At 41.5% G+C, this 26050-nt stretch carries 19 protein-coding genes; 10 read left to right on the top strand and 9 right to left on the bottom strand.

Annotated features, from left to right (window positions below; all coding sequences use genetic code 11):
* Positions 1–61 precede the first annotated feature (61 nt).
* Together AN395_RS03300 and AN395_RS03295 are read left to right on the top strand one after the other, a co-directional pair.
* A complete protein-coding gene (locus tag AN395_RS03300) occupies positions 62–796 on the top strand; it encodes an ABC transporter substrate-binding protein (RefSeq protein ID WP_054982067.1) in 735 nt (244 codons plus the stop codon).
* Between the two features lie 186 nt (positions 797–982).
* On the top strand, positions 983–2590 hold the full coding sequence (locus tag AN395_RS03295) for an ABC-F family ATPase (protein WP_095206603.1): 1608 nt from the start codon (positions 983–985) through the stop codon (positions 2588–2590).
* Between the two features lie 429 nt (positions 2591–3019).
* Here the strand turns inward: AN395_RS03295 and katG are convergent, their stop codons facing one another.
* Positions 3020–5200 carry a catalase/peroxidase HPI gene (katG, locus tag AN395_RS03290; RefSeq protein WP_024032987.1) on the bottom strand — a complete coding sequence of 727 codons (2181 nt, stop codon included), beginning with the start codon at positions 5198–5200 and terminating at the stop codon, positions 3020–3022.
* A gap of 658 nt (positions 5201–5858) precedes the next feature.
* Here katG and AN395_RS03285 point away from each other — a divergent pair.
* Positions 5859–6737, top strand: coding sequence for a TPR end-of-group domain-containing protein (locus AN395_RS03285; protein WP_024032988.1), 879 nt, complete (start codon positions 5859–5861; stop codon positions 6735–6737).
* A gap of 504 nt (positions 6738–7241) precedes the next feature.
* Here AN395_RS03285 and AN395_RS03280 read toward each other — a convergent pair.
* From AN395_RS03280 to AN395_RS03260, 5 genes are all read right to left on the bottom strand, one after another.
* Positions 7242–7562, bottom strand: a complete 321-nt coding sequence (locus AN395_RS03280) for a hypothetical protein (protein ID WP_004589283.1) — start codon at positions 7560–7562, stop codon at positions 7242–7244.
* Between the two features lie 16 nt (positions 7563–7578).
* Positions 7579–8310, bottom strand: a complete 732-nt coding sequence (locus AN395_RS03275) for a nuclear transport factor 2 family protein (RefSeq protein WP_029773547.1) — start codon at positions 8308–8310, stop codon at positions 7579–7581.
* A 92-nt stretch (positions 8311–8402) separates the two neighbouring features.
* Positions 8403–9146 (bottom strand): ferredoxin--NADP reductase, encoded by a 744-nt coding sequence (locus AN395_RS03270; protein WP_054982065.1) that lies wholly within the window; start codon positions 9144–9146, stop codon positions 8403–8405.
* A 617-nt stretch (positions 9147–9763) separates the two neighbouring features.
* Positions 9764–10465: a purine-nucleoside phosphorylase gene (deoD, locus tag AN395_RS03265; protein ID WP_004587192.1), complete on the bottom strand. Its 702-nt coding sequence runs from the start codon at positions 10463–10465 to the stop codon at positions 9764–9766.
* 15 nt (positions 10466–10480) lie between these two features.
* Positions 10481–11698: a phosphopentomutase gene (locus AN395_RS03260; RefSeq protein WP_054982064.1), complete on the bottom strand. Its 1218-nt coding sequence runs from the start codon at positions 11696–11698 to the stop codon at positions 10481–10483.
* A 194-nt stretch (positions 11699–11892) separates the two neighbouring features.
* Here AN395_RS03260 and udk point away from each other — a divergent pair, with 194 nt between their 5' ends.
* From udk to AN395_RS03245, 3 genes are all read left to right on the top strand, one after another.
* Positions 11893–12522, top strand: a complete 630-nt coding sequence (udk, locus tag AN395_RS03255; protein WP_004587190.1) for a uridine kinase — start codon at positions 11893–11895, stop codon at positions 12520–12522.
* Positions 12523–12539: 17 nt separating this feature from the next.
* The gene (locus tag AN395_RS03250; RefSeq protein ID WP_004587189.1) at positions 12540–13763 is read left to right on the top strand and encodes a NupC/NupG family nucleoside CNT transporter; all 1224 of its coding nucleotides are present in this window, start codon (positions 12540–12542) and stop codon (positions 13761–13763) included.
* Between the two features lie 354 nt (positions 13764–14117).
* Entirely contained in the window at positions 14118–14819 is a 702-nt protein-coding gene (locus tag AN395_RS03245) for an ABC transporter substrate-binding protein (RefSeq protein WP_054982063.1), read from the top strand.
* Between the two features lie 96 nt (positions 14820–14915).
* Here AN395_RS03245 and AN395_RS19310 read toward each other — a convergent pair whose 3' ends face one another.
* Both AN395_RS19310 and AN395_RS03235 read right to left on the bottom strand, forming a co-directional pair.
* Positions 14916–15596: an ABC transporter substrate-binding protein gene (locus AN395_RS19310; RefSeq protein ID WP_095206602.1), complete on the bottom strand. Its 681-nt coding sequence runs from the start codon at positions 15594–15596 to the stop codon at positions 14916–14918.
* 196 nt (positions 15597–15792) lie between these two features.
* Entirely contained in the window at positions 15793–16002 is a 210-nt protein-coding gene (locus tag AN395_RS03235) for a cold-shock protein (protein WP_004587186.1), read from the bottom strand.
* A gap of 557 nt (positions 16003–16559) precedes the next feature.
* Between AN395_RS03235 and AN395_RS03230 the strand changes: the two genes are divergently transcribed.
* The 3 genes from AN395_RS03230 to AN395_RS03220 all read left to right on the top strand — a co-directional run bounded on the left by AN395_RS03230 (position 16560) and on the right by AN395_RS03220 (position 21505).
* Positions 16560–18356 (top strand): glycoside hydrolase family 3 protein, encoded by a 1797-nt coding sequence (locus AN395_RS03230; protein WP_054982062.1) that lies wholly within the window; start codon positions 16560–16562, stop codon positions 18354–18356.
* Between the two features lie 19 nt (positions 18357–18375).
* Positions 18376–19110, top strand: a complete 735-nt coding sequence (locus AN395_RS03225; protein ID WP_054982061.1) for a 5-oxoprolinase subunit PxpA — start codon at positions 18376–18378, stop codon at positions 19108–19110.
* A gap of 358 nt (positions 19111–19468) precedes the next feature.
* Positions 19469–21505, top strand: coding sequence for a S9 family peptidase (locus tag AN395_RS03220; protein WP_054982060.1), 2037 nt, complete (start codon positions 19469–19471; stop codon positions 21503–21505).
* Between the two features lie 490 nt (positions 21506–21995).
* Here the strand turns inward: AN395_RS03220 and AN395_RS03215 are convergent, their stop codons facing one another.
* Entirely contained in the window at positions 21996–23597 is a 1602-nt protein-coding gene (locus tag AN395_RS03215; RefSeq protein WP_004587182.1) for an isocitrate lyase, read from the bottom strand.
* A 236-nt stretch (positions 23598–23833) separates the two neighbouring features.
* Between AN395_RS03215 and AN395_RS03210 the strand changes: the two genes are divergently transcribed.
* Positions 23834–26026: a malate synthase G gene (locus AN395_RS03210; protein ID WP_054982059.1), complete on the top strand. Its 2193-nt coding sequence runs from the start codon at positions 23834–23836 to the stop codon at positions 26024–26026.
* Positions 26027–26050: the final 24 nt, after the last annotated feature.

Genomic DNA, 26050 nt, shown 5'->3' with positions numbered 1-26050 from the left:
ACGTTTATCCATCCTCAAAATAGATCACTTAATTATGCGGATTGGTATAAAAGGACGTTTTATGAAAATGTTTCTGTTAGCGTTTATAGTTTTGGTGGCGCAATTTAATGTGCTGGCATGCACTAAAACGCTAAAAATGGGCACCAACGAAACCAACTGGGCGCCCTATTTAATTAAACAAGGCAATGCCTTTGTAGGCTCAGAGGTAGATACGGTTAACGCTGTTTTTAACGATTCGCCTTTTTGTATTGAATGGGTTTATTTTCCGAGCTTATCGCGGGTTCAGCAAGAGCTAAAAACAGGCCATATTGATATTACCTTTGCGGCAAGTTATACAAAAGAGCGCGCCGAGTACTCTTATTTTACTGATGTTTATCGCGATGAAGTTATGCTGCTTTATAAGCATGAAAACGCCATAGATGTAATTAACTTAGCGGCGCTTTTTGAACGTGGCTTTATTGTTGGCGTTAACAGAGGCAGCTTTTTTGGCGCTGAGTTTGAAAAAATAAGAAAACACTACCCCAACCAAATAGTACTTACCGCAGATGCAAATACGCGCTTTGGTATGCTAAACAAAAAGCGAGTTGATTACGTGATTGACGACTCTGTTGTCGCAAAATATTTTGCTAAGCGCTACAGCACCATTTTGCCGGTAAAAACGGCGCCAGCTATTAATGTTAATGGCGTGCATTTTATGATGAGTAAACAGTCGGTCACGCTTGAGGAAGTCGCTGTAATTAATGGCCTTATTAAAAATAATAAAGCGGCTATAGAGCGCATTTATAAACCCTATTAACCCGCGGTTTTACACTTATATAGATTCATAGCCCAACGTGCTACCATTTTAGGTATGTATCTTTTACCTTTCATTACCATGGGGGGATCTGTATAATTCGCCAGCTAATTTACCCTATTGCTTGGTCTTGTTTGTGGCGTTTTGCTGCAGTTGGCCCCTGTCAGTACTCATTCTAGGACTAACTTTTTGATCTCCACCGCAAATATTACGATGCAGTTTGGCGCAGAGCCGTTGTTTGAAAACATTTCAGCTAAATTTGGTAACGGTAACCGTTACGGTTTAATTGGCGCTAACGGCTGTGGTAAGTCGACCTTCATGAAAATTTTAAGCGGAGCGCTTGTGCCAAGTGCGGGTAATGTGTCGATTACACCGGGGCTTAAAGTAGGTAACCTAAGCCAAGACCAGTTTGCGTTTGAACAATACAGCGTTGTAGATGCCGTAATTATGGGCGACGTAGAGCTTTGGAAAGTAAAGCAAGAGCGCGACCGTATTTACTCATTACCCGAAATGAGCGAAGAAGACGGCATGAAAGTGGCCGACCTTGAAAGCGTTTTTGCCGAAATGGATGGTTACACAGCCGAAAGCCGCGCTGAAGAAATACTATTAGAAGCGGGTATCGATAAAGAGTTTCATTATGGGTTAATGGCAAACGTTGCCCCAGGTTGGAAATTACGTGTGCTTTTAGCGCAGGCGCTGTTTGCAAACCCAGACATACTGCTACTCGATGAGCCTACCAATAACTTGGATATTCATACCATTACGTGGCTTGCTAATGAGCTTAATAAACGTAAATGCACCATGATTATTATTTCCCATGACCGCCACTTTTTAAACTCGGTATGTACTCACATGGCCGACATTGATTACGGTGAGCTGCGTATTTACCCAGGTAACTACGAAAAGTTTTTAGAAGCGGCAGGCTTACAGCGAGAGCAATTATTAGCCGAAAACGCTAAAAAGAGCGCTGAGATTGACGAGCTTCAAGACTTTGTTAACCGTTTTGGTGCTAACGCGTCTAAAGCTAAACAAGCCAGTTCGCGTGCTAAAAAAATGGATAAAATTAAGCTTGATGAAGTTAAAGCGTCAAGCCGTATGAGCCCATCGTTAAGTTTTGACGAAGGCAAAAAAATGTACCGCCAAGCGCTTGAAGTTAATAAACTTGGCCACGGTTTTGATGGCGAAACATTATTTAGCGGCGGCGACTTTTTACTAGAAGCTGGCGCAAAGCTTGCGGTTATTGGCGAAAACGGTGTGGGTAAAACCACCTTTTTACGCTGTTTAGTAGACGAGCTTAAAAGTAATGAAGGCGAAATTAAGTGGTCAGAAAACGCAAGCTTTGGCTACTGCCCGCAAGACAGCACAAAAGACTTTGATAACGATTTAACGTTATTTGATTGGATGTCGCAATGGCGTACAGCCAAGCATAACGATTTAATGGTACGCGGCATGTTAGGGCGTTTGTTGTTTACCGCCGACGATTCAAACAAAAAAGCGCGTAACTGTTCAGGTGGTGAAAAAAACCGTTTGTTGTTTGGTAAGTTAATGATGCAAGACGTAAACGTACTTGTAATGGACGAGCCAACCAACCACATGGATATGGAAGCCATTGAAGCGCTAAATAATGCACTTAAAGACTTTGCGGGTACGCTTATTTTTGTAAGCCACGACCGCGAGTTTGTATCGTCTTTAGCAACACGTATTATTGATATTAAAGACAAGCAGGTCATTGATTTTCAAGGTACGTTTGACGAATACCTAGCAAGCATAGAAGAGAAAAAATCGCTTAAGTTGTAGCAGCGATTTTATATCGCGTCTGTTTTAGGTTTAAGCTTTTAGGTTTAAGCTTTTAGGTTTAAGCTTTTAGGTTTAAGTTTTTAGGTTTCAAAAACTAAAAATAGAGCCTAAACCATTTTAAAAAGGTGCTGTTTAGCGCCTTTTTTTGTGGGTGTTTGAATAGGTGGGTGCGCATTGCTTTTGTTTAAAAGTGATTATGTCACCACCGAGAAGTGAAGGAGAAGAGCAGGAGAAATTGCTCACCAATCCCCTTGTTTTCTCTGTGTAGCGCAAAGCGCCTCTGTGGCTTCTGTGGTGGTATTTAATTTACAATTAATGAAAAGCTGTACATCAACCCTGAACAAGCTCTGTGCCTACAGGCCACTAACTAAAATTTAGATAATAAAAAAGGGGAGCTATGTTGCTCCCCTTTGTGCCTATAATTTTGATTTATTTAAGATCAAATCTGTCGGCGTTCATTACTTTTACCCATGCATTTACGAAGTCATGTACAAAACGTTCGTTGTTGTCGTCTTGTGCGTAAAATTCGCTTAGTGCACGTAATATAGAGTTTGAACCAAACACTAAATCTATACGTGTTGCGGTCCATTTTATGGTGCCTGTTTTACGTTCAACAATGTTGTAAACACCTGGCTCAGACGGTTTCCAGTTATTGGCCATGTCGGTTAAGTTTACAAAAAAGTCGGTAGAAAGCGCACCTACGTTATCGGTAAATACGCCGTGTTTGCTGCCTGCGTAGTTTGTGCCTAAAACACGCATTCCGCCAAACAGTACGGTCATTTCTGGTGCGGTTAGGCCCATTAACTGGCTACGCTCTAAAAGTAGCTCTTCTGGCGATACGCTAAAATCGCCTTTAAGGTAGTTTCTAAAGCCGTCGTGTACTGGCTCTAACGGTTCGAACGACTCGGCATCGGTCATTTCGTCGGTTGCATCGCCGCGACCTGGCGCAAACGGTACAGTTACATCAACACCAGCTTGTTTTGCAGCTTGCTCTACAGCCGCTGTGCCACCTAGTACGATTAAATCTGCAATACTGATAGGCTTAGCTAAGCCAGCTTTAAATTTTTCAAGGGCACTAAGTACGCTTGCTAGGCGCTCTGGCTCATTACCTTGCCAATCTTTTTGCGGAGCTAAGCGAATACGCGCACCATTTGCACCACCACGACGGTCTGAGCCACGGTACGTACGTGCGCTATCCCATGCTGTAGTAATTAAATCAGTTGCGCTTACGCCGCAATCAAGAATTTGTGCTTTTAGCTCGCTAATTTCGTCATCAGATAGGGTGTAGTCAACCGCTGGAATTGGGTCTTGCCAAATTAGGTCTTCGCTTGGTACATCTTTACCTAAGTAACACGCTTTAGGACCTAAGTCGCGGTGCGTAAGTTTAAACCACGCGCGGGCAAACACATCAGAAAAATACTCAAAGTCGTTGTTAAAGCGTTCAATAATTTTACGGTAGATTGGGTCTACCTTCATGGCCATATCGGCGTCGGTCATCATTGGGTTTAAACGAATTGATGGGTCTTCTACATCTACCGGCTTGTCTTCTTCTTTAATGTTTACAGGCTCCCATTGGTGCGCGCCTGCTGGGCTTTTAGTTAGTTCCCACTCGTAATTTAATAATAAGTGGCAGTAGCCGTTATCCCATTTTGTTGGGTGGGTAGTCCACGCGCCTTCTAGCCCCGACGTTACAGTATTGCGACCAAAGCCGCCTTCTTTAGTGCTGTTCCAGCCTAGGCCTTGCTCGTGTACGTCGGCCGCTTCTGGCTCTGGGCCTAAGTGCTCAGCTTTACCGTTACCGTGGGTTTTACCTACCGTGTGGCCGCCTACAGTAAGCGCTGCGGTTTCTTCGTCGTTCATTGCCATGCGAGCAAATGTTTCACGTACGTGCTGCGCGGTTTTTTGCGGATCGGGTATCCCATTAACACCTTCTGGGTTTACGTAAATTAAGCCCATTTGTACCGCAGCTAATGGGTTTTCCATGGTGTCGGGCTTTTCTACGTTGTCGTAACGCTCATCACTCGGTGCTAGCCATTCTTTTTCTGCGCCCCAGTAAATGTCTTTTTCTGGGTGCCAAATGTCTTCACGGCCACCGGCAAAGCCATAAATTTTTAAGCCCATTGATTCGTATGCCATGTTACCGGCTAAAATAAATAGGTCGGCCCACGATAGTTTGTTCCCGTATTTTTTCTTGATTGGCCATAATAGGCGGCGCGCTTTATCTAGGCTTGCGTTGTCTGGCCACGAATTTAGCGGCGAAAAACGCTGGTTGCCGGTGCTTGCGCCACCACGACCGTCTGATAATCGGTACGTACCCGCAGAGTGCCATGCCATGCGGATCATTAAGCCGCCGTAATGCCCCCAATCGGCAGGCCACCAATCTTGGCTATCGGTCATAAAGGCTTTTAGGTCTGCTTTTACTGCGTCTAAATCGAGAGATTTGAATGCTTCGGCGTAGTCAAAGTCTGTGCCGTAGGGGTTTGATTTTGTGTCGTGCTGATGAAGAATGTCTAAATTTAGAGTATTTGGCCACCAATCTGTGTTTACTTTAGAAATAACTGAGTTACTACCGTGCATTACGGGACATTGACCCGATTTAGTGCTGCTCATTTTCAGCTCCTTACTTTAAATGAAGAGTTTAACTATTTTACTCAAGCCCCAGCGCTTACATTTAAAGTAACACGCTAAGGTGTATTAATTTTGTGCATAATTTTTATTTACTGCTCAAACAATATAGACCCCTAATATTACATTCGCCAGCGTATTAACTTGAATTAAATCGATTGAAACCATTGGTTTAATGAATACAGTTTAAACACCACAATTAGTGTGATCGGATTAAATAGATAACGCGTAATGGTATGTGAAGGGTTTGAAAGTGGCTTTTAATTAAGCGCACATTGGAATACCCCCCTTCACCATGAAATTAAAGTTGTTTATAAAGGTGCATTACTAAGCCCAATGCACCTTTACTTTATAACTTATTGAAATCTATTTTGAATAATTAAGTAAATGTTCAGATTGACTTGATTATTATGACCACTCACTCCTGTTATTTCCCTGCGACAATTTATTGTTGTTTTAAGCAGTTTTGCCAGCCCACATTGGGCTGGCTTTTTTTTGCCTAAAATTTAGAATCCTTTGAGGCTATGTGAACAGTTGTATGATTTTGTTAACTTGTTTAATGTTCAAAGCCAACACGCCCTAGTGCCAATAAGCCTTGCATGTTAAAGTGCGATTAGTCACTAATAATTAACTAGGCGTACCCATGCGTTTTTATATAACTATTCTATTTGTTTGTTTTGTTTCGCTTTTAAATACTGTTAATGCCCAAGAATCTGCTGCACCAACAGAAGAGCAACAGCAACAAGCGTTAGCGCAATTAAATGAGCCCATGTATAAACCGCTTTTAGAACGCTATATTCTTGATGAGTTAAAAGCCGTTCGCCAAGACCAACAACAATTACGCGAAGATGTGACAAAACAAGTTACACACGCCCAATTAGACACCGCCGACAGAGCGCTTATTTACACCACCGACACTATTAATAACGTGTTTTTTATTATTACTGCTACGGCCTCTATTTTGGTTTTAGTAGGCTGGAACTCGCTGCGCGATGTTAAAAATAAAGTAGAAGACATTGTAAATACGCGTGTCAGTGTGATCACTGACGAGTACGAAGATCGCTTAAAGATTCTTGAAGAAAAACTGCGTGTACGCTCAGAAGAAATACTCAGTAACCAAGAGCGTATATCGGTCACTAACGAGGTGCACTCGTTATGGATGCGCGCAAACCTAGAAAGCGACTTTGCAAACAAAATTGAAATATTTGACGAAATTTTAAAACGTAAGCCAGAAGATGTAGAAGCCATTGCCTATAAAGCCGATGCATTATTAGAGCTAAACGAAACCGCTAAAGCCATTGAGTTATGTAACCAAGCCATTGATATAGATAGCGACTACGGCTATGCCTACTGGCAGCGTGCGTGTGCGTATGCACTTACACACAAACATGCCGATGCATTAGCCGATATAAAAATGGCTCTTGAATACTCGCCAAACTTACGTAATGAGCTACTACACGAAAGTGCATTTGCTAGCCTACACGACAACGACAGCTTTAATACCATAGTAGCGGGTAGCTAGAGTTTTGTGGGCGCGTTATTGGCGTAAAGTGCGAAGCCCACAATAGCAGTAGCAGCGGCTTTATGCCGCGAAAAAATTCAATATAAAACGCGAGGTAAACTNGATAAACCCTATTCTGTAGACACGTCTTAAAAGTGATTATCTCACCACCGAGAAGTGAAGGAGGAGAGTAGGAGAAATAACTCACCACCCCCCATTGTTTCCTCTGTGTCTCTGTGTCCTCTGTGGTGAAATTAATGAGTAGCAGCGGCTTTATGCCGCGAAAAAGTTTAATATAAAACGCGAGGTAAACTTGCTGCTACACGATAAACCCTATTCTGTAGACACGTCTTAAAAGTGATTATCTCACCACAAAGAAGTAACTCACCAATGCCTATTTTCTCTGTGTAGCGCGAAATGCCTTCTGTGATGCAATTAGTGAGAAGCTACGCATCCCCCTGAGTAAACTAGGCGTATACAGGCAAAATTAGCTACAGGGTAAAACTTGTATTCAGGCGTTTATAATTATCGTTTAAAGTATAAATCGATGGCTTTGGTGAGGAGTTCGTCGAGTTGCTCTTCGAAGGTATCTATATCAATTTCAAAATGGTTTAAATAGGCTTTGGCTTGCACTCGCGATAGGTTGCGATTTTTTACACTGTATTGACGCTCATCTTTTTGTTTATCAAAACGTGGTAAAAACAAAAATTGCCCGTAATAAGGTGATTTAATATGCTTATTAGCATAACGACAAAAGTCTTCTATGTGATCTGCGCCCTGCGGCCCTAAACACCCTGGCTCAACGCGGTACATTAAGCGAATTTTTTTGTCGTCTGCTAACTGCATAGTGTGCCTTTTATAATTATCTAAAAAATAATACGCGGATTATTTTTCCGTCTTTTATTTGGTAGCTCGATACTAACTCAGAGCGTTTATCTACCACGTTTTCGTCTGTTGAACAGGTTTCTGATAGTTCGTGGTCTATTACTATGTCGCCGTGCACAATACGCTTTATTGGCGAGCTATTAATGCACTTTAATTTTTTAAACATTAAGCCATAACGGGCTATTAGTTTTTCTTTTCCTTTAAATAATAGCTCATTAGGAAAAATATAAAACTCTACATCTTCATCGTACATACGAATAAATTGTTCAATATTACGTGCGTTATAGGCTTCTACTAGTTGCTCTACAACAGCAAGCGACTCTCGAGATTGCTTAGCTTTAGCTTGCTGCTTAGCGGTTAATGCCTCTTTGGCTTGGGTTACCGCTTTTTCTGCCTCGGCCACAGCTGCTGCTTTTTCTACTTTGTTTTTTGGTTTTTCTACCGGTTTTGGGGTTTCGCTACCCAGTACTTTTGAGTCGTCAGGTTTAGTAGTATCTACTGTTGGCGTTTTAAGCTCTGGGGCTTGGTACTCAAGCGTGTTTAACTTTTCATCTTTTGCTTTTGTTGGTGAATTGCTGGCTTGAGTAGAGCTTGACGCTTGCTCGGTACTTTTTTGCTCTTCTTGAGTCTCTTCGGTTTGCTCTGCTGCATAACTGATCAGGGCAACAGTGGCAATAAGCGAGGCAAAAATAATAGATAACGATTTCATAACTTTCCTAATATGAACATATAACGCTGTTAATGCTGCAACATAACAAATTTGAGCGTTTTCGGGTAGCAATTAAATGATTGTTATACACTTTACCAATACTGCTCAACCGTTATGTGCCCTGGGTCTCTGCGACGATTTCGTTTAAAGCTTTTGTCTAAAAGTAACTGTGTGGTGTCTTTTACCATTTGTGGGTTACCGCAAATCATAAATTGCGAATTACTCGGGCTTGGGGTTTTAGAGGCTTTACTAAATAGCTCGCCGTTTTGAATTGCTGTAGTTATACGCCCTTTCAGGCCTTGCTGTGGCTCCTCACGGCTTACAACCGGAATGTAGTTAAGTTGTGTAGGGTGTGCGTTTATTAGGGTGTGTATTAGATTTTGATAGCTTAAATCGGTATTAAAACGTACGCCGTGCACTAAATTAATCTGTGTGTATTTTTGCCATACCTCTTGTTGCTGCAAAATAGATAAAAACGGCCCTATTGCAGTGCCTGTACCTAGCATCCATAACTGCTCGCTTGGCGGTATTTCGTCTAAGGTAAAAAAGCCCGTGGCACGTTGCTCTATTAATACAGTGTCGCCTGGTTTTAATTGCGCCAACCTAGGCGATAATAAGCCGCCCTCTACATTGATAAGGTAAAATTCTAAATCGGGGTTATTAGGCGCGTTTACATAAGAGTATGCCCGAGCAATACGTTTATCGCCCTCCATAATCGAGAGCTTAGTAAACTGCCCTGCTTTAAATGGCTCTACGCTTGCGTTTACTACCAGGCTGAAAAGTGTATCGCTCCACCATGTTACTTTTTTTACGGTTGCATCTACCCAGTTAGACATAGTCAACTCCATAGCTTAACGGTTAAACAACAAAAACAATAAATGGTTGTAATTTATACACTAGCATTAACTTAGTAAGAGTGACACTGGGTGTAGTGACTTTTTAAACATAGTGCTTTTACTTTGGGTAACATTGGTTTGATTAAAAAGGTGAGTAGCTGCGGCTTTATGCCGCGAAAAAGATTAATACCAAACGCGAGGTTAACCCTAGCTACGTGGTTAGCTCGTGCTGTGCAGACGCGCGTTGTTTTCGTTCATAAGTGATTTTTTTCACCACAGAGGAGTGAAGGAGAAGAGCAGGAGAAATGACTTACCAACCCCCATTGTTTCCTTTGTGTCTCTGTGCCCTCTGCGGTGCAATTAATGAGTAGCAGCGGCTTTATGCCGCGAAAAAATTAATACCAAACGCGAGGTGAACTCGCTGCTAAGCGGTTAGCTCGTGCTGTACAGACGTGCAGCTTGCTGGCTGCTTTAAAAGAGGCGCTTTTATAGGCATAAAAAAAGCCGCATAAAATGCGGCTTTGGGGGTTTAGTCTCACTTCACTTTGGGCGTGTCTCCAAAACTTAGTGAATACGTTACCAAGGAACTGTTTGCTAATTTAATAAAATTGCCTTTATTAAATAGACTCTAAAGCAATTTTAACCATTTCGTTAAATGTGCTTTGGCGCTCATCTGCAGGTGTTGCTTCACCGGTGATCACGTGGTCACTTACGGTAAATAGTGCCATTGCGTTAGCACCATACTCTGCAGCTACACCATATAAACCTGCTGTTTCCATATCTACAGCTAGTACACCTAGTTTATCTAGGTCTTTGTAGAATGTGTCATCAGCTTGGTAGAAGGTATCGGTAGTAAATACGTTACCTACTTTTGCTTTAATGCCTAGGTCTTTAGCGGCGTTAACACCGTTTAAAAGTAGGTCAAAGTTAGCAATTGCTGAAAAATCGTAACCACGAACGCGTGCACGGTTTACGTTTGAGTCGGTGCTTGCGCCTTGTGCAAAAATTACGTCGCGAATTTTAATATCTGTACCAATACCACCACAGGTACCAATACGAATAATATTTTTAACGCCAAAGCTTACAATTAACTCACGCGCATAAATAGACATAGATGGTATGCCCATGCCCGAACCCATAATACTTACAGGTTTACCTTTATATGTGCCTGTAAAGCCGTACATGTTACGTACGCCTGTTACTTGTACTGCATCATCTAAAAAGTTTTCAGCAATGTATTGTGCACGAAGCGGATCGCCCGGCATTAATACTGTTTCAGCGAAGTCACCAACGTTTGCACTAATATGCGGGGTACTCATTAATTGTTTTCCTTTTTATTTAGGCGCGTTTAGCTTATTTAAAAAGCCGTCACCGTATTCAAGTGCAGGTAAGTTAAACCATTGTGCAAGGGTTTGGCCTATATCTGCAAAGCTATTGCGCTCGCCAAGCGGGGTATTTTGCATGCCCGGTTGATAAGCTATAACTGGTACATATTCGCGGGTGTGTTCTGAACCTGGAAAGGTTGGGTCACAGCCGTGATCTGCAGTGATCATTAACACGTCATCTGCATTTAATTGGTTTAGTATAGTTGGTAAGTAATCGTCAAATTCTTTTAACGCTTTTGCATAACCAACTGGGTTGCGACGGTGGCCAAACTTTTCGTCAAAATCAACTAAATTGGTAAAAATTAAGCTGTTATCTGGCGCACTTGCTAATACTTCGCTGCTTTTTTCAAGCAAATTCATCAGCCCTGGGGCTTTGTGTTTTTGAGTAATGCCTTGGTGTGCATATATATCTGCAATTTTACCAATGCTTATTACTTCACCACCGTGTTTAGATAGCACATCTAATAGGGTCGGTGCTGGCGGCAATACTGAATAATCGCGACGATTACCAGTACGGGCAAAATCTGCGCTGCTTGTGCCTAAAAATGGCCTAGCAATAACACGGCCTATATTTAGTTTATCAAGTAATTCGCGGGCAATTTCGCACACTTCGTAAAGGCGCTCGAGGCCAAAAGACTCTTCGTGTGCGGCAATTTGAAACACGCTATCTGCTGAGGTGTAACAAATTGGTTTGCCTGATTTTACATGCTCTTCGCCTAGCTGCTCTAATATGGTGGTGCCTGATGCATGGCAGTTGCCTAAAATGCCAGGTATACCGGTAGCGGCTATAAATTCGTCTACAAATTCTTGTGGAAAACTCGGCTGTGTTTTAGGGAAGTAGCCCCAATCAAATAACACAGGTACGCCGGCCATTTCCCAGTGCCCTGATGGCGTATCTTTACCGCTTGAAAGCTCTTTTGCATAACCCCATGCACCTTGCGATGCTTGACGCTCAGAAACTAAACACGTTTCACCGCCCGCTGCCTCACAGGCATCGATTAAACCTAATTTAGATAAATTAGGTAACGATAACGCTTTACCCGTTTCCTCATGGTATGCTTTTAATAAGTGGGCGAGTGTATTTGCTCCAACATCACCAAATTTGTCTGCATCGGGTGCTGCGCCTATACCTAGGCTGTCTGCCATTAAGATGATTGCTCTTGCCATGTTGACCTCACTTTGCTTCTAGGTGGTTACTTTATCCGCTGATCGAATTTTCCGTACAGGACATAAGTCCTGTTTCATAAAAGCTAAACATTATAAATTTGCGTTCTTAAGCAAAGCAAAAGAGATTATTCGTGTCTTTTTTGCTATTGTGATCAACCAAACAACTTTTCCTTTCTGTGTGGGTGAGAACTTTAGTGACACGAACTATTATAGCTATTGCTGGCGCATCAGCGTCGGGCAAATCTCTTTTTAGCCAAACTATTTACAATGAGTTGGTTAATGAGCTTGAACCAGGCGCTATCGCCATTATTGAAGAAGATGCTTATTACAAGGATCAGTCGCATTTGCCTATGGAACACCGTACGCAAACTAACTACGACCATCCTGATGCATTTGAACATGAGTTAATGCTTGAACATTTAACTCAACTTCGTAGTGGTAACTCTGTCGAAGTACCTACTTATGATTATGCACAACACACACGAAGCGATGAAACTCGTCGCGTTGCTGCAGCTAAAATTTTAATAGTAGAAGGTATTTTATTATTAAGTGATAAAGCACTTAATAAAGAATTTGATATTAAGGTATTTATAGATACACCCCTTGATATTTGCTTAATGCGTCGTATGCAACGAGACATGGAAAAAAGAGGCAGAACATTACAATCTGTTGTTGAGCAATATCAAGCAACTGTTAGACCGATGTTTTATCAATTTATTGAGCCTTCAAAGCATAACGCTGATTTGGTTGTGACTCGAGGCGGAATGAACCGCGTTGCGATTGATATTATTAAAAGTAAAATTAAGTATTTACTACAAGAATAATAACGGGAAACATCTGTATGACAACATTTATGAGCTTAGTAGGCATGTTTGTACTACTAAGTATTGCTTTTGCGGCTTCGACTAATCGTAAAGCAATAAACTTACGCACCGTAGCGATAGCCTTTGCTATGCAAGTAGTTATTGGTGGGTTTGTACTGTTTTTTGAAGCAGGTAAAAATGTGTTAGCAAGTATGTCTAGTGCCGTCTCTTCGGTAATTAGCTTTGCAAACGACGGGATTGGGTTTTTATTTGGCCCACTTGCTTCGCAAGATACACTCGGTTTTATTTTTGCTATTCAAGTTTTACCGGTCATTGTGTTTTTCTCAGCACTTGTTGCTGTGCTTTACCACATTGGCATTATGGATTGGATAATTAAAATTCTGGGCGGCGGTTTACAAAAACTATTGAAAACCTCGCGCACAGAATCGCTCTCAGCAACGGCTAATATATTTGTAGGCCAAACTGAAGCACCCCTAATTGTTAAGCCGTTTATAGCAACCATGACCAAGTCTGAGTTGTTTGCAGTAATGGTAGGTGGCTTAGCCACGGTAGCAGGCTCTGTAATGGCAGGTTACGTAATTATTGGTGTAGAGCTTAAGTATTTAATTGCCGCCAGCTTTATGGCTGCACCAGGTGGGTTTTTAATGGCCAAAATGATTGTGCCAGAGACCGAAACACCTAAAGATACGCTTGCTGATTTAGACACCGATGAAGACAAGCCAGTTAATGTTATTGATGCAGCAGCATCAGGCGCAGCTAACGGCATGCATTTAGCGCTAAATGTGGGCGCAATGCTATTAGCTTTCGTAGCATTAATAGCATTATTAAACGGTTTACTAGGCGGTATTGGTGGGTGGTTTGATTACCCTACTTTAACGCTACAAGAAATTTTAGGTTATGTATTTGCCCCTGTTGCATGGTTACTTGGCGTACCGTGGGATGAGGCAATCATAGCAGGTAGTTTTATTGGTCAAAAGTTAGTAGTAAATGAATTTGTTGCTTACTTAGACTTTATAAATTATCGCGATACGTTAAGTGCGCACACTCAAGCAATTGTAACATTTGCGTTATGTGGGTTTGCTAATCTATCGTCGATAGCTATTTTACTAGGTGGATTAGGCGGTATGGCGCCTAGTCGGCGAAAGGATATCGCACGCTTAGGGCTCAGAGCAGTGTTAGCAGGATCTATGGCTAACCTTATGAGCGCAGCAATTGCTGGGTTTTTCCTCTCGCTAGCTTAGAAACTTAATGAGATGAACACCGGTGTTGCAAAACAAGAAGATAGTACTTTAAGGGGTTAAAGCACTATCTGACTTGAACGATACTTCACCAAGGGCCGCAAGGCCCTTTTATCGTTTTAGGGCCCTTATAAATATATTCTTCCTTTTAATAACTACTTTCTCTTTCTTACCTTTAAGTACATATACGCACATGGCTTTTTATGTTTTTGCGATAAATTTGTATTATTGAAAAGTGGTAAATTATAAATTTTAGGCCACAATTAGGTTTATCCTAATGTAACCTACTGTTTTATTGATGCTCTACCTTTAAGCACACTCATAAAATAGCCGCTGTTGATAAGTCGATTTATATAAATGCGTAAACTTTTATTAGTATTGTTGTTTGTTTTTTTTAATAGCTACGCAAGCTCAGACCCTCTTTTAGTTGTCACGGAACTTTCGCCGCCCGATCAAATACTCGTTAATGAAAAAGTGACAGGCAAAGGCACTGAGTTTATAAGGGCTATTTTTGCAAAGGCGAACCTAACGCCCGACATACAAATGTATCCATGGGCGCGAGCATTTAGACTTGCCAGTACTATTCAAAACACCTTTATTTACACCATAGCGCGCACCAAAGGGCGAGAAAACAACTTTCATTGGATAGGCCCAGTTTCACATTTTGAGCTTGCTTTTGTTGCGCTTAAAGAGCGTGACGACATAATTATTAACAATACTGAGGAAGCAAAAAAATACAAAATAGCGATGCAACGTAACGACTTTTCTACAGATATATTAACCAACTTGGGGTTTGAGGTTGTGCTAACCACTGATATACAAAAATCGTATGCGTTATTGGTTGCCAAAAAAGTAGACTTAATTGTTGATGACCCCGAACTAATACATCAAATTAGTCAGTATTTGCCCACCCCTGACGCTGAATTTAAAGCCATATATAATGTAGAAGAACTCAAGGTAGATGCTTATTTGGCAGCAAATAAAAACACCGATATGCGCTATATAAACGCGCTACAAAAAGCCTTTTACACACTTAAAAATACCCAAGGGCTACCCTAGCACCTAAGCTAAACCTTGCTTATTTAAGCGCAATTTTAACGCTTAGTTACGTTAATTAGTGCCTAAGTAATAAAGTCTAAAATAGGGGCTTAGTGATTAATTATTGCTATATGGCGCTATGAACGAATCGAGACTGCGCTCTTGTTTTAGCACTTTAAAGGCACGTTGAAAGCGCTCTATTATGTGCTGCGGCACCGCTTTATTAAACGCTAAATAATTATCTTTAAGGTCGTTACTTACAGGTAGCTCAGTAAGTTGCTCTACATCAAGTAAGCTCACGTTATAAGGCTTTAATTGGTTATAAATAACGTGCTCCGAGCCTAAAATAAGATCTATTTTATTGTTTATAAAAAGCTGAATATATTGTTGCTCTTCACCAAACGTCATTAAGTTTTGCCCATTTACAAACCCTATTTTTTTGACCAATGATTGATATATATCTCCCCTTACCATGCCTAACGAATAAAGAGTGGTGTCGTTAAGGGTATTTACAGTGACATCAGGACGGCTTTTTAACTTATAAAAATAAGTTCGTGCAGTAGTTAACGGACCAAGCCAATTAAATAAAGGAATTCGGTTAGTATGTTGCGCCATTGAAAAAATGGCTGAATAAGGCTTTTTATGCACAAGCATTGCGGCACGCTTCCAAGGCATGACTTTAAAGTCGCACTCTACTTCTGCTTTAATACACAGTGCGTTGACTATATCGTAGTTAGCGCCAACAAGTTGGCCGTGCTCGTTTATAAAATTATAAGGTGCAAACTGATCTGTATAAATAACTAACTTAAAATGGTTTGCATGAGCAAATGTGCTAAAGAAGAAACAAGCAATAAAAGGAAAGAGTTTTAGAATAACCGCACCACTACATTAATTTATATTATTAAATGATAGATGGCGCTATTTTACAGTCAAATTTTAGACACAAAAAAAGCGCCTTAAGCGCTTTTTTTTATTTTTACTTTAAAAGTAAAAATTATAACGGAGTGATGTTATCCGCTTGAGGACCTTTTTGACCTTGTGAAAGAGTGAACTCTACACGTTGGCCTTCAGCTAAAGTTTTGAAACCTTCGCTTTTGATTGCTGAGAAATGTGCGAAAACGTCTGGGCCGTTTTCTTGCTCGATGAAACCAAAACCTTTAGACTCGTTGAACCACTTAACTGTACCTGATACGATGTTAGACATTGTAATATCCTGATATAAAAATAAAAAATATGCTCATAAGAGCGGGTGTAGCAAAAAATGAGATGGTACTTAAAAACTTCAGGACGGTACTACAAGTATTACTTATACAACAACGAAATGGAGATTTATAAATTACATGCTTTCTTTCTAGCTGCGGCCTACTATATAGAGTTAACTATTTATGTCAAGCCTTTATAGTAATGCAGGCAATAAATAGTGTTTGTGCTTAGCCTTTAATAACTCCCGTGGCTAGCCTATAGCTTAACCCCTGCGCGGCTTTAATAGTTAACTGGCCAATTAAAACAATGAACTATTTAATCTTTAGTTTTTAAAACGGCGGCAATGAGTACAGCTAATTTAACACCTACTCACCATTTATATAAAACGTATTCAGCCATGATACACGCCTTACAATTTACCCTGTGTATATAAACAGCTGCACTTTGCAGTTGTACACAAAAATAGATAAGCTACTGCCACTTATCTATTTAGCGTTGGAGTGTGTTTTGCTAAATAAATGCTTTATTTCGTCTGTTGTTTTTTTATCTGGGTGTTTAATGCCATTACAATCTTCTTTTGCTAAGCCTACACTGTCTCTTGAACAACAATTGGGGCAAAAACTAATACTCGATTTACGCTATTTTTGTCAGCAAGGGTCAAGCAAACAATGCAGAACACCGGTTACTACCCTACCTGATGAACTAGCAGCGGCCATTGCTAAGCATAATATTGGTGGTGTAATTTTATTTTCTGAAAACACCCAATCTATAGAGCAAACCATTACCCTTAATAGCCAATTACAAGCTGCGGCGAGTAAATCAAGTTCAAAGCTGCCGTTATTTATTTCGATAGACCAAGAAGGCGGCCGAGTAGCGCGTTTACCTCGCGATGTTGCCACTTCATTTACTGGTAATATGTCTATTGGTGCAACCTATAATAAGTATGGCACTCAATACGCAACCCAAACTGCCACTGTTATAGCTAAAGAGCTAAATTCGTTAGGTATTAATGTTAACTATGCCCCTACGGTAGATGTAAACATGAACCCCGATAACCCGGTAATTAATGTTCGCTCGTTTGGTGAAAACCCAGCGCTTGTCAGTAAATTAGGCGCAGCACAAGTGGCAGGATTTGAGAGCAACGGCGTTATTACATCGTTAAAGCATTTCCCAGGGCACGGCGATACCAACGTAGACAGCCACACAGGGTTACCACAAGTAAATCACTCCAAAGAAGACATATACCAACAAGACTTAGCTCCCTTTAAACACATAATTGCCACGCAAAACCCAGGCATGATTATGACGGCGCATATTCAATACCCACAACTCGATAACAGTACGTTTGTAAGTGTTGATGGCAAAAGCATGATAAAACCCGCCACTATGTCGCGTACTATAATTACTGACATTTTAAGAGGGGAGTTAAATTATCAAGGTGTGGTGGTAACCGACGCTTTAGATATGGCTGGCATTAGTCACTTTTTTACCCCAACCCAAGCGGTAATCAATACCTTTGCAGCAGGCGTTGACCTAGCGCTTATGCCAATAGAGATCAGAACACCAGCTGATTTAAACGCACTCGACAAACTAATGGATGAATTAGTCGCATCGGTTAATAATAAGCAGCTCAGTAAAGACGAAGTGGCTCAATCGGCTGCACGTATAACCGCTTTAAAAAATAAATTTAAATTAACCACACAGCTAGACCCATTAAGCACTTTGGCTAAAGCAAAAGATATTATTGGCTCTCAAGCACATCGCAAAATAGAAGCTGAGCTTGCCGTAAATGCTATTACCGAGGTTAAAAATAACAATAATGCATTGCCTCTTAATTTAAGCAAAGGGCAACACATCCATATTATTATGCCCGATACCCGAAAATGCATGGCCATGCAGCAAGCGCTTAGCGCTATAAGTACTGCGGCGCTTAAATATAGTTGCAGTAGTTTACAAGGGTTTGACCCTGTAAAGGCGCAAAGCTTAATTAAAAATGCAGATGTTGTTATTGCAGGCAACGCTACGCCTAATCAAAGCGCTGTAGAGATTGGCGGAATGGATGATTTAAAAGACGACCCTCGCTTTGCACTCAATACCGCTGAGCAACCTAAAGCGCTGTCATCATTACTGGATATAGCTGCATCAGTGAATAAAAAAACAATATTTATAAGTTTACGTGCCCCCTACGACATAGCGCAGTTTGGCAGCAGAGCTAATGCAGTTCTTGCTTCTTATGCGTATAATATAGATACAGATAAAAACAATGATGTTGCGGGGCCTGCGTTTACAGCGCTTGCTAAGGTATTGTTAGGCAATGCACACGCTCATGGCGTACTGCCAGTTACCATAAAATAATAATAACAAGGGATAAAAAATGAAACTGAATTGCGATTTAGGCGAAAGCTTTGGCGCATGGAAAATGGGATTAGATGATGAGGTAATGCCTCATATTGATATGGCAAATATTGCGTGTGGTTTTCATGGTGGAGACCCAGATGTAATAGCCGATACGTTGTATTTAGCAAAACAGCACAATGTACAAATAGGTGCGCACCCAAGTTACCCCGACCAACAAGGCTTTGGCAGGCGCTCTATGGCGCTTAGCGCGCAAGAACTGACCAATTGCTTACATTACCAAATTGCCGCCCTTGATGGCATGGCTAAAGTACAGGGCTTAACACTTAGCTATGTTAAGCCACATGGTGCTTTATATAACGACATGATGAAAAACGATCATATTTTACAAACAGTTATTACTGCTATAGCGCACTACCCTGCACCATTAAAGCTTATGCTGTTGGCCACAAAAGACTCTGCAAAACACACCTTTGCCGCCAATAGTTTAGGTGTAGATCTTATTTTAGAAGCCTTTGCTGATAGGCAATATACAGACGAAGGGCATTTAGTATCTCGCCACCTTGATGGCAGCGTTCACGACAAGCCAGCACTTTTAGCACAAGTAAAACAGCTATTAACCGACGGCTGTGTAACCACTCGCTCAGGAAACACCCTGAACTTAAATGCCAACAGTTTGTGCGTGCATGGCGATAACGCAGCCGGTATAGCTCTTATTAAAGAAATTAAATCACTGTGTGCATCAGCAACCTAACCTTGCTTTTAACTCGTTATTAAGCCTCAAGCTATAAAACGCATGTTTACTTTAAAAACTACTTAGCTGTAAAGGGGCTTTACAGCTTTAACCTCCATTTAGTCCAATCATGTACAACCTAATATCGCTTTAAAAGAGCGCAACAACACAGCACAGTAACAAAGCATAAGTCACACAGCGCTGAAATACATGGCGCTGCATATAAAAAATTTAACGCAGTAAGCCCGCTATTTATTACTCTAAAATAACCATGCTTTACTTAAACGGATATTAAATTATAGTTTCACCGCATCGCGCTTTTCATCCCTTTCCTACTGACATATAACTACATATACAAAAACCACAACAGGGAATACAAATGAAGACGCTTTTAGCACTTAGTTTAAGTAGCAGTTTATTACTTGGTAGTAGCCAGTTAGCTTTTGCAAAGGACAACACATTACAGCTACAAGATGTGTTTAACCTTGAATACGCCAATCAAATTGATATAACAGACGATGGTAAAACGGTGTACTTTGTACGTAACCGTATGGATATAAAAACGGACCGTAAAGTCAGTAATATTTGGTCAGTTGATTATAAAACTAAACAACTGCAACCGCTTACCTCGGGCGTGCATATGGATCACTCCCCGGTACTATCGCCAGATGGGCAACGCCTTGCATTTATATCTAACCGCGATGGCAGCAGTCAAATTTATATGAAGTGGCTTAAAACAGGTGCTGTAGCAAAAATTAGTAACCTAACCAGCAGCCCACGCGCAATTACCTGGCATCCCGACTCTCAGCAGCTTATTTTTAGTATGTTTGTACCAAGTAGCAGTGCACCACCTGTTAACTTACCTGGCAAGCCTAAAGGCGCTACATGGGCAGAACCTGCTAAATTTATAGACGATGTATACTACCGTGCCGACGGAGGCGGTTATAGCCAAAAAGGTTTTAGCCAATTATTTGCAATAGATGCAAATGGCGGCAATGCAAAGCAGCTCACACACGATGAGTTTAATAACGCCGGCGAAGTAAGCTTTAGTAAAAACGGCAACAGCCTTTATTTTTCGGCCAATCGGCATGAGCAAAATCAACTAAAGCCCACTAATAGTGAAATATACCAGCTTGATTTAAGCACCTTAAAAATTGCTGCCATTACCAATAGAAACGGCCCTGACCAACAGCCTAAAGTATCTCCCGATGGGCGTTACCTAGCCTTTACAGGGTATGATGATAAACGCACCAATTACGAAAACACGCAGCTTTATATTCGTGATTTAAAAACGGGCGATACAAAAAGCCTAACCCCTAATTTTGATAGAAGTGTGGGGCAAATTAAATGGAGTGCCAATTCAAAAGGAGTTTACTTTAGCTACGCAGACGAAGGCAAAACCGCCCTTGCCTACCAACCACGCAGTGGTAAGCGTAAAGTGCTCACCGAGCAAATAGGTAGCGTTGCGTTTGGTCGTCCTTATTCGGGCGGCGATTTTGATGTAAGCGAAGATGGCGAAATTGCTTTTACACTTGCCGATACTCAGCGCCCTGCAGATATAGCCACTATAAAACGAGGCAAAGCTCGTCGCCTCACTACACTCAATGCCGATGCGTTAGGCGATAAAGAACTTGCCAACGTAGAAGAGATTTGGCTTAAATCGAGCCACGACCAGCTGCCAATTCAAGGTTGGATTGCATACCCACCTGAGTTTGATAAATCAAAAAAATACCCACTTGTATTAGAAATTCATGGCGGCCCTGTGGCTAATTATGGCCCTCACTTTAGTACCGAGGTGCAATTGTTTGCAGCCAAAGGAAACGTGGTTTTATACATGAACCCACGAGGCAGTGACTCATACGGTAAAACGTTTGCCCAAACAATTCATCATAATTACCCAAGTAACGATTTTGACGATTTAATGACCGGCGTTGATGCGCTAATAGCGAAAGGCTTTATTGATGAGTCTAAACTATTTGTAACAGGTGGCTCTGGCGGTGGTGTATTAACCGCATGGATTGTAGGGCACACCGACAGGTTTGCAGCAGCTGTGGTGGCTAAACCCGTGATTAATTGGATCAGCTTTGTACTAACTGCCGACTTTTATCCATTTTTTGCCGATTACTGGTTCCCAGGTAAACCTTGGGATCATATTGAGCACTACATGAAACGCTCACCTATTAGCTATGTAGGTAACGTAACAACGCCCACTATGCTTTTAACAGGGGAGGCAGATTACCGTACCCCTATTTCTGAAACCGAGCAGTTTTATCAAGCCCTTAAGTTGCAAGGTGTTGATACCGCCATGGTGCGTATTCCTAATGCATCACACGGTATTACGGCGCGCCCTTCTAATTTAATGACCAAGGTAGCCTACATTCAATGGTGGTTTGATAAACACTCAAACAAAAAATAAGTTCCGTGTTTAGGTTTAAAAATAGCCACACCTAAGTGGCTATTTTTTTTGTAATTACCAACGCTTAGGTTAATTAATGCCAAACTGTAAACCCCCTTTACAGTTTTGAGCTTATCCATATCGGACTTAGGTGTTTTTCAGTTAGTAAAATTTCGGTTTATTGTAATTTTAATCGTTTGAGTTGGTAAAAAATCGGTTTGAGCCACTGTTTATAAGCACTCAGTTAGTAAAAAATTGTTTTATAAAGGCACCAGGTTAGTAAAATTTCGGTTTATTATTTTACTTATACTTAGTAAAACAGCTAAAAACAGCCTTTTAATAGGGGGATTTTGCACTTTAAAGCGGCTTTACAGTAAAAAAGCAGCCATATAGCTGTACTTAATATCTACCTAGTTAAATTGTGATCCAAACTAAATTTAGCCGAGTCCGATTTATATTAATACAATAAAAAAAGGGCCTTACGGCCCTTGAGTAACACTATCTAGAAAAGTTAAAACTGGTTCATGGTGTTATCTTCACCACCGGCTTTAAGTGCGTTTTCACCAGAGAAGTACTCTTTGTGCGTATCGCCAATATTAGACCCTGCTAAATCTTGGTGCTTAACTGAGGCTTGCTCGCGGCGAATTTCTTGGCGTTGTACATCACGTACATAAGCAAGCATGCCCATATCACCAAAGTAACCTTCTGATAAAATATCGGTGCTTAGTGCAGCCGTATGGTATGTAGGCAGTGTAATTAAGTGATGGAAAATACCCGCTTCACGTGCACCATCGCGCTGGAAGTTTTGCACTAATACATCCGCTTCAGCAGCAAGCTCTGTATCGTCCATTTCTGGCGCCATTAGGCCTTTATTATCACCTAGGCTTGGGTAAGCGCTCAAGTCGCGACCCGCTTCTTGCCACTCTTGGTACACTTGCTCACGGAACTTAAGCGTCCAGTTGAATGACGGCGAATTGTTATAAACAAGCTTAGCATCAGGTACTTGCTCTTTAACGCGGTTAACTAGCTCTGCAATTTGTTTAACATGTGGTTTTTCGGTTTCAATCCACAATAAGTCAGCGCCCGATTGTAAGCTTGTTACACAATCTAGTACTACGCGGTCTTTTTCAGTGCCTTCGCGGAACTGGTATAAACCGTTTTCTAAACGCGTTGGCTTACATAATTGGCCATTAATTTTCATTGCCGTATCACCTTCGTTTAAATCATCTACACCGTTAATAGGTGTGGTTTCTAAAAACGCGTTGTACTGGCTAGCTAAGTCTCCTGGCGTTTGTGACACAGGCACTTTTTGCGTAAGGCTTGCACCTAATGAGTCGGTACGCGCAACAATAATACCGTTATCAATACCGAGTTCTAAAAATGCGTAACGTACAGCGTTAATTTTTGCTAAAAAATCTTCGTGCGGTACAGTTACTTTACCTGCTTGGTGACCACATTGTTTAGCGTCAGACACTTGGTTTTCTATTTGAATGGCACACGCACCTGCTTCAATCATCTTTTTAGCAAGTAAGTAGGTTGCTTCTTCGTTACCAAAACCAGCATCAATATCGGCAATAATAGGCACTACATGTGTCTCAAAATTATCAATTTTATCAAGCACCGCTTGCACATCGCCGCCATTGGCTTTCGCTTCGTCTAGATCATTAAATAAGTGGTCTAGTTCACGGGCATCGGCTTGTTTTAAAAACGTATAAATTTCTTCAATAAGCGCAGGCACTGAGGTTTTTTCGTGCATGCTTTGATCCGGTAACGGGCCAAATGCAGAGCGAAGTGCAGCAACCATCCAACCACTTAAGTAAACATAACTGCGCTTAGTTGTTTTTTGATGACGCTTTATTGCCATCATCATTTGTTGCGCAGTAAAACCATGCCAACAACCTAAAGACTGTGTGTATTGGCTGGTGTCTTTATCGTAAGCGGCCATATCTTCTCGCATTACATCTGCGGTGTATTGTGCAATTTCAATCCCTGTACGAAAACGGTTTTGTAAACGCATGCGGCTTGCATACTCAGGGTTAATGGCTTTCCATGCGCTACCTTGAGATTGGCAAAGTGTTGCTAGAGTATCGGTTTCACGTGTGTATGTTGTCATAATAAAATCCTTCGAACGGGTCTATAAATTATTTAAATTATTGTAAGAGTGGCTAGGAGTGTGTGCTCCGTATCGCTTAATTCAACATTAGGCTTATTTTTTAGATTTAGTAAATTTATAGTTGTTATTACCGCTATATTTTTTGTGAATGGTTAAAAAGCACGCACTGAGCCTTTTTTGCGTTATTGTTGCTTTAACGCACACAACAACACCGCGACCGTTTAAGGAAGGTAAATATGGCACACACTCTCACACACTCAGGGCTAAGCGTAGATACACAGCTGGCCAACTTTGTAAAAACACAGCTACTCCCAGGCACTCATTTATCTGAGCAGCAATTTTGGCAAAGCTTTGCAAACATAGTACAAACGCTTACCCCGCAAAATAACGCTCTTTTAGCTAAGCGCGAGCAGCTACAACAACAAATAGATGACTACCATAAAACAAATAAAACGTGGGATAGCGCGCAGTACCAAGCGTTTTTAACAGACATTGGCTACCTAGTACCAGAGCCTGCAGACTTTGCCATTGAAACGCAAAATGTAGAGCCCGAAATAGCACTCAGCGCAGGCCCTCAGCTTGTTGTGCCTGTTAGCAACGCACGTTTTGCGCTTAATGCGGCTAACGCGCGCTGGGGTTCGTTATACGATGCGCTGTACGGCACCGACGTATTAAGTGAAGACGACGGCGCTGAAAAAGGCACTACGTATAATCCTGTTCGTGGTTTTAAAGTAATGGCGTATGCGCGCCAATTTTTAGATAAAGCCCTGCCCCTTAAAAATGGCTCACACATAGAAAGCACCAACTACTCAATTGTTGAAGGTGCCCTGTCTATCACCCTAAGAGACAGCTCGCATACTCAATTAAAAAACCCTGAGCAACTTATTGGCTACCAGGGCGAGGCGCAAAACCCAAGTGCTATTTTATTAAAAAACAATGGCCTGCATGTAGAGCTGCAAATAGACCATCACCACCCTATCGGCCAAGCCGACAAAGCAGGATTAAAAGATGTTTTGCTTGAAGCTGCACTAACAACCATTATGGATTGCGAAGACTCTGTTGCCGCAGTAGATGCCGAGGATAAAGTACAAGTTTACAAAAACTGGCTGGGTTTAATGCAAGGTAACTTGGTTGAATCGTTTAAAAAAGGCGATAAAACCATAGAGCGTACTTTACAAAGCGATAGGCAATATACAGCCCTTGATGGCAGTAGCCTTACGCTTAAAGGCCGCAGCATGATGTTTGTCCGTAATGTAGGCCACTTAATGACAAACCCTGCTATTACCGACATTTACGGCCAACCCGTATTTGAAGGCATTATGGATGCGATGTTTAGCGCAACCGCAGCCCTGCACGATTTAAATAAAAAAACAGGCATTAAAAACACCAGTGCGCAAAGCATCAATATTGTAAAACCCAAAATGCATGGCCCTGAAGAAGTTGCTTTTACAAATACGCTTTTTAGCATGGTAGAAGAAGCACTTAGCTTGCCAAAAAACACCCTAAAAATGGGGATTATGGATGAAGAGCGCCGTACTTCAGTAAATTTAAAAGCCTGTATACACGCAGCCAAAGCGCGCGTGGTGTTTATAAATACTGGCTTTTTAGACCGCACAGGCGATGAAATTCATACCTCTATGCACGCCGGGGTCGCTTTGCCAAAAGCCGCTATTAAAGCTCAGCCGTGGATCAAAGCATACGAAGACCGTAACGTTGATATAGGCCTTGCCTGCGGCCTAAGCGGTAAAGCACAAATAGGTAAAGGTATGTGGCCTATGCCAGATAAAATGGCACTTATGATGGAGCAAAAGCTTGCTCATGTGCAATCTGGCGCTAATACCGCGTGGGTGCCCTCGCCTACCGCAGCCACTTTGCACGCTATGCATTATCACGATGTAGATGTATTTACCGAGCAAAAGGAAATTGCCAAACGAGATATAGCAAGCCTTACTGATTTACTTACACCTCCTTTAATGGCTCAGCCACAAACGCTCAGTAAAGAAGATATTCAAAGTGAGCTTGAGAACAATGCACAAGGCATTTTAGGCTACGTAGTACGCTGGATAGACCAAGGTATTGGCTGCTCAAAAGTGCCTGATATTAACCACATAGGCTTAATGGAAGACAGAGCAACCTTGCGTATTTCAAGTCAACATATGGCAAATTGGCTACAGCATGGGGTGTGTACTCAACAACAAATAGAGTCGATTATGGCTAAAATGGCTAAAGTGGTTGATGGCCAAAATGAGCACGACAGCGCGTACAAGCCAATGGCACAAAGCGACGAGTCACTTAAAAATAGTATTGCTTATCAAGCCGCTTTAGCGCTTGTATTAGAAGGTGCTAAGCAGCCAAGTGGATACACCGAGCCCCTATTACACAGCTACCGCTTAAAATATAAAGCAAAACACCATAACCTAGCTGAATAGTTAACATTAGTTTAACAGCAAAAA

It is taken from the genome of Pseudoalteromonas sp. P1-30 (assembly GCF_001400005.1).
Taxonomy (GTDB): Bacteria; Pseudomonadota; Gammaproteobacteria; order Enterobacterales; family Alteromonadaceae; genus Pseudoalteromonas; species Pseudoalteromonas atlantica.
Note: the sequence above shows the minus strand (reverse complement) of the source record. Positions and strands in the feature narration are given on the sequence as shown.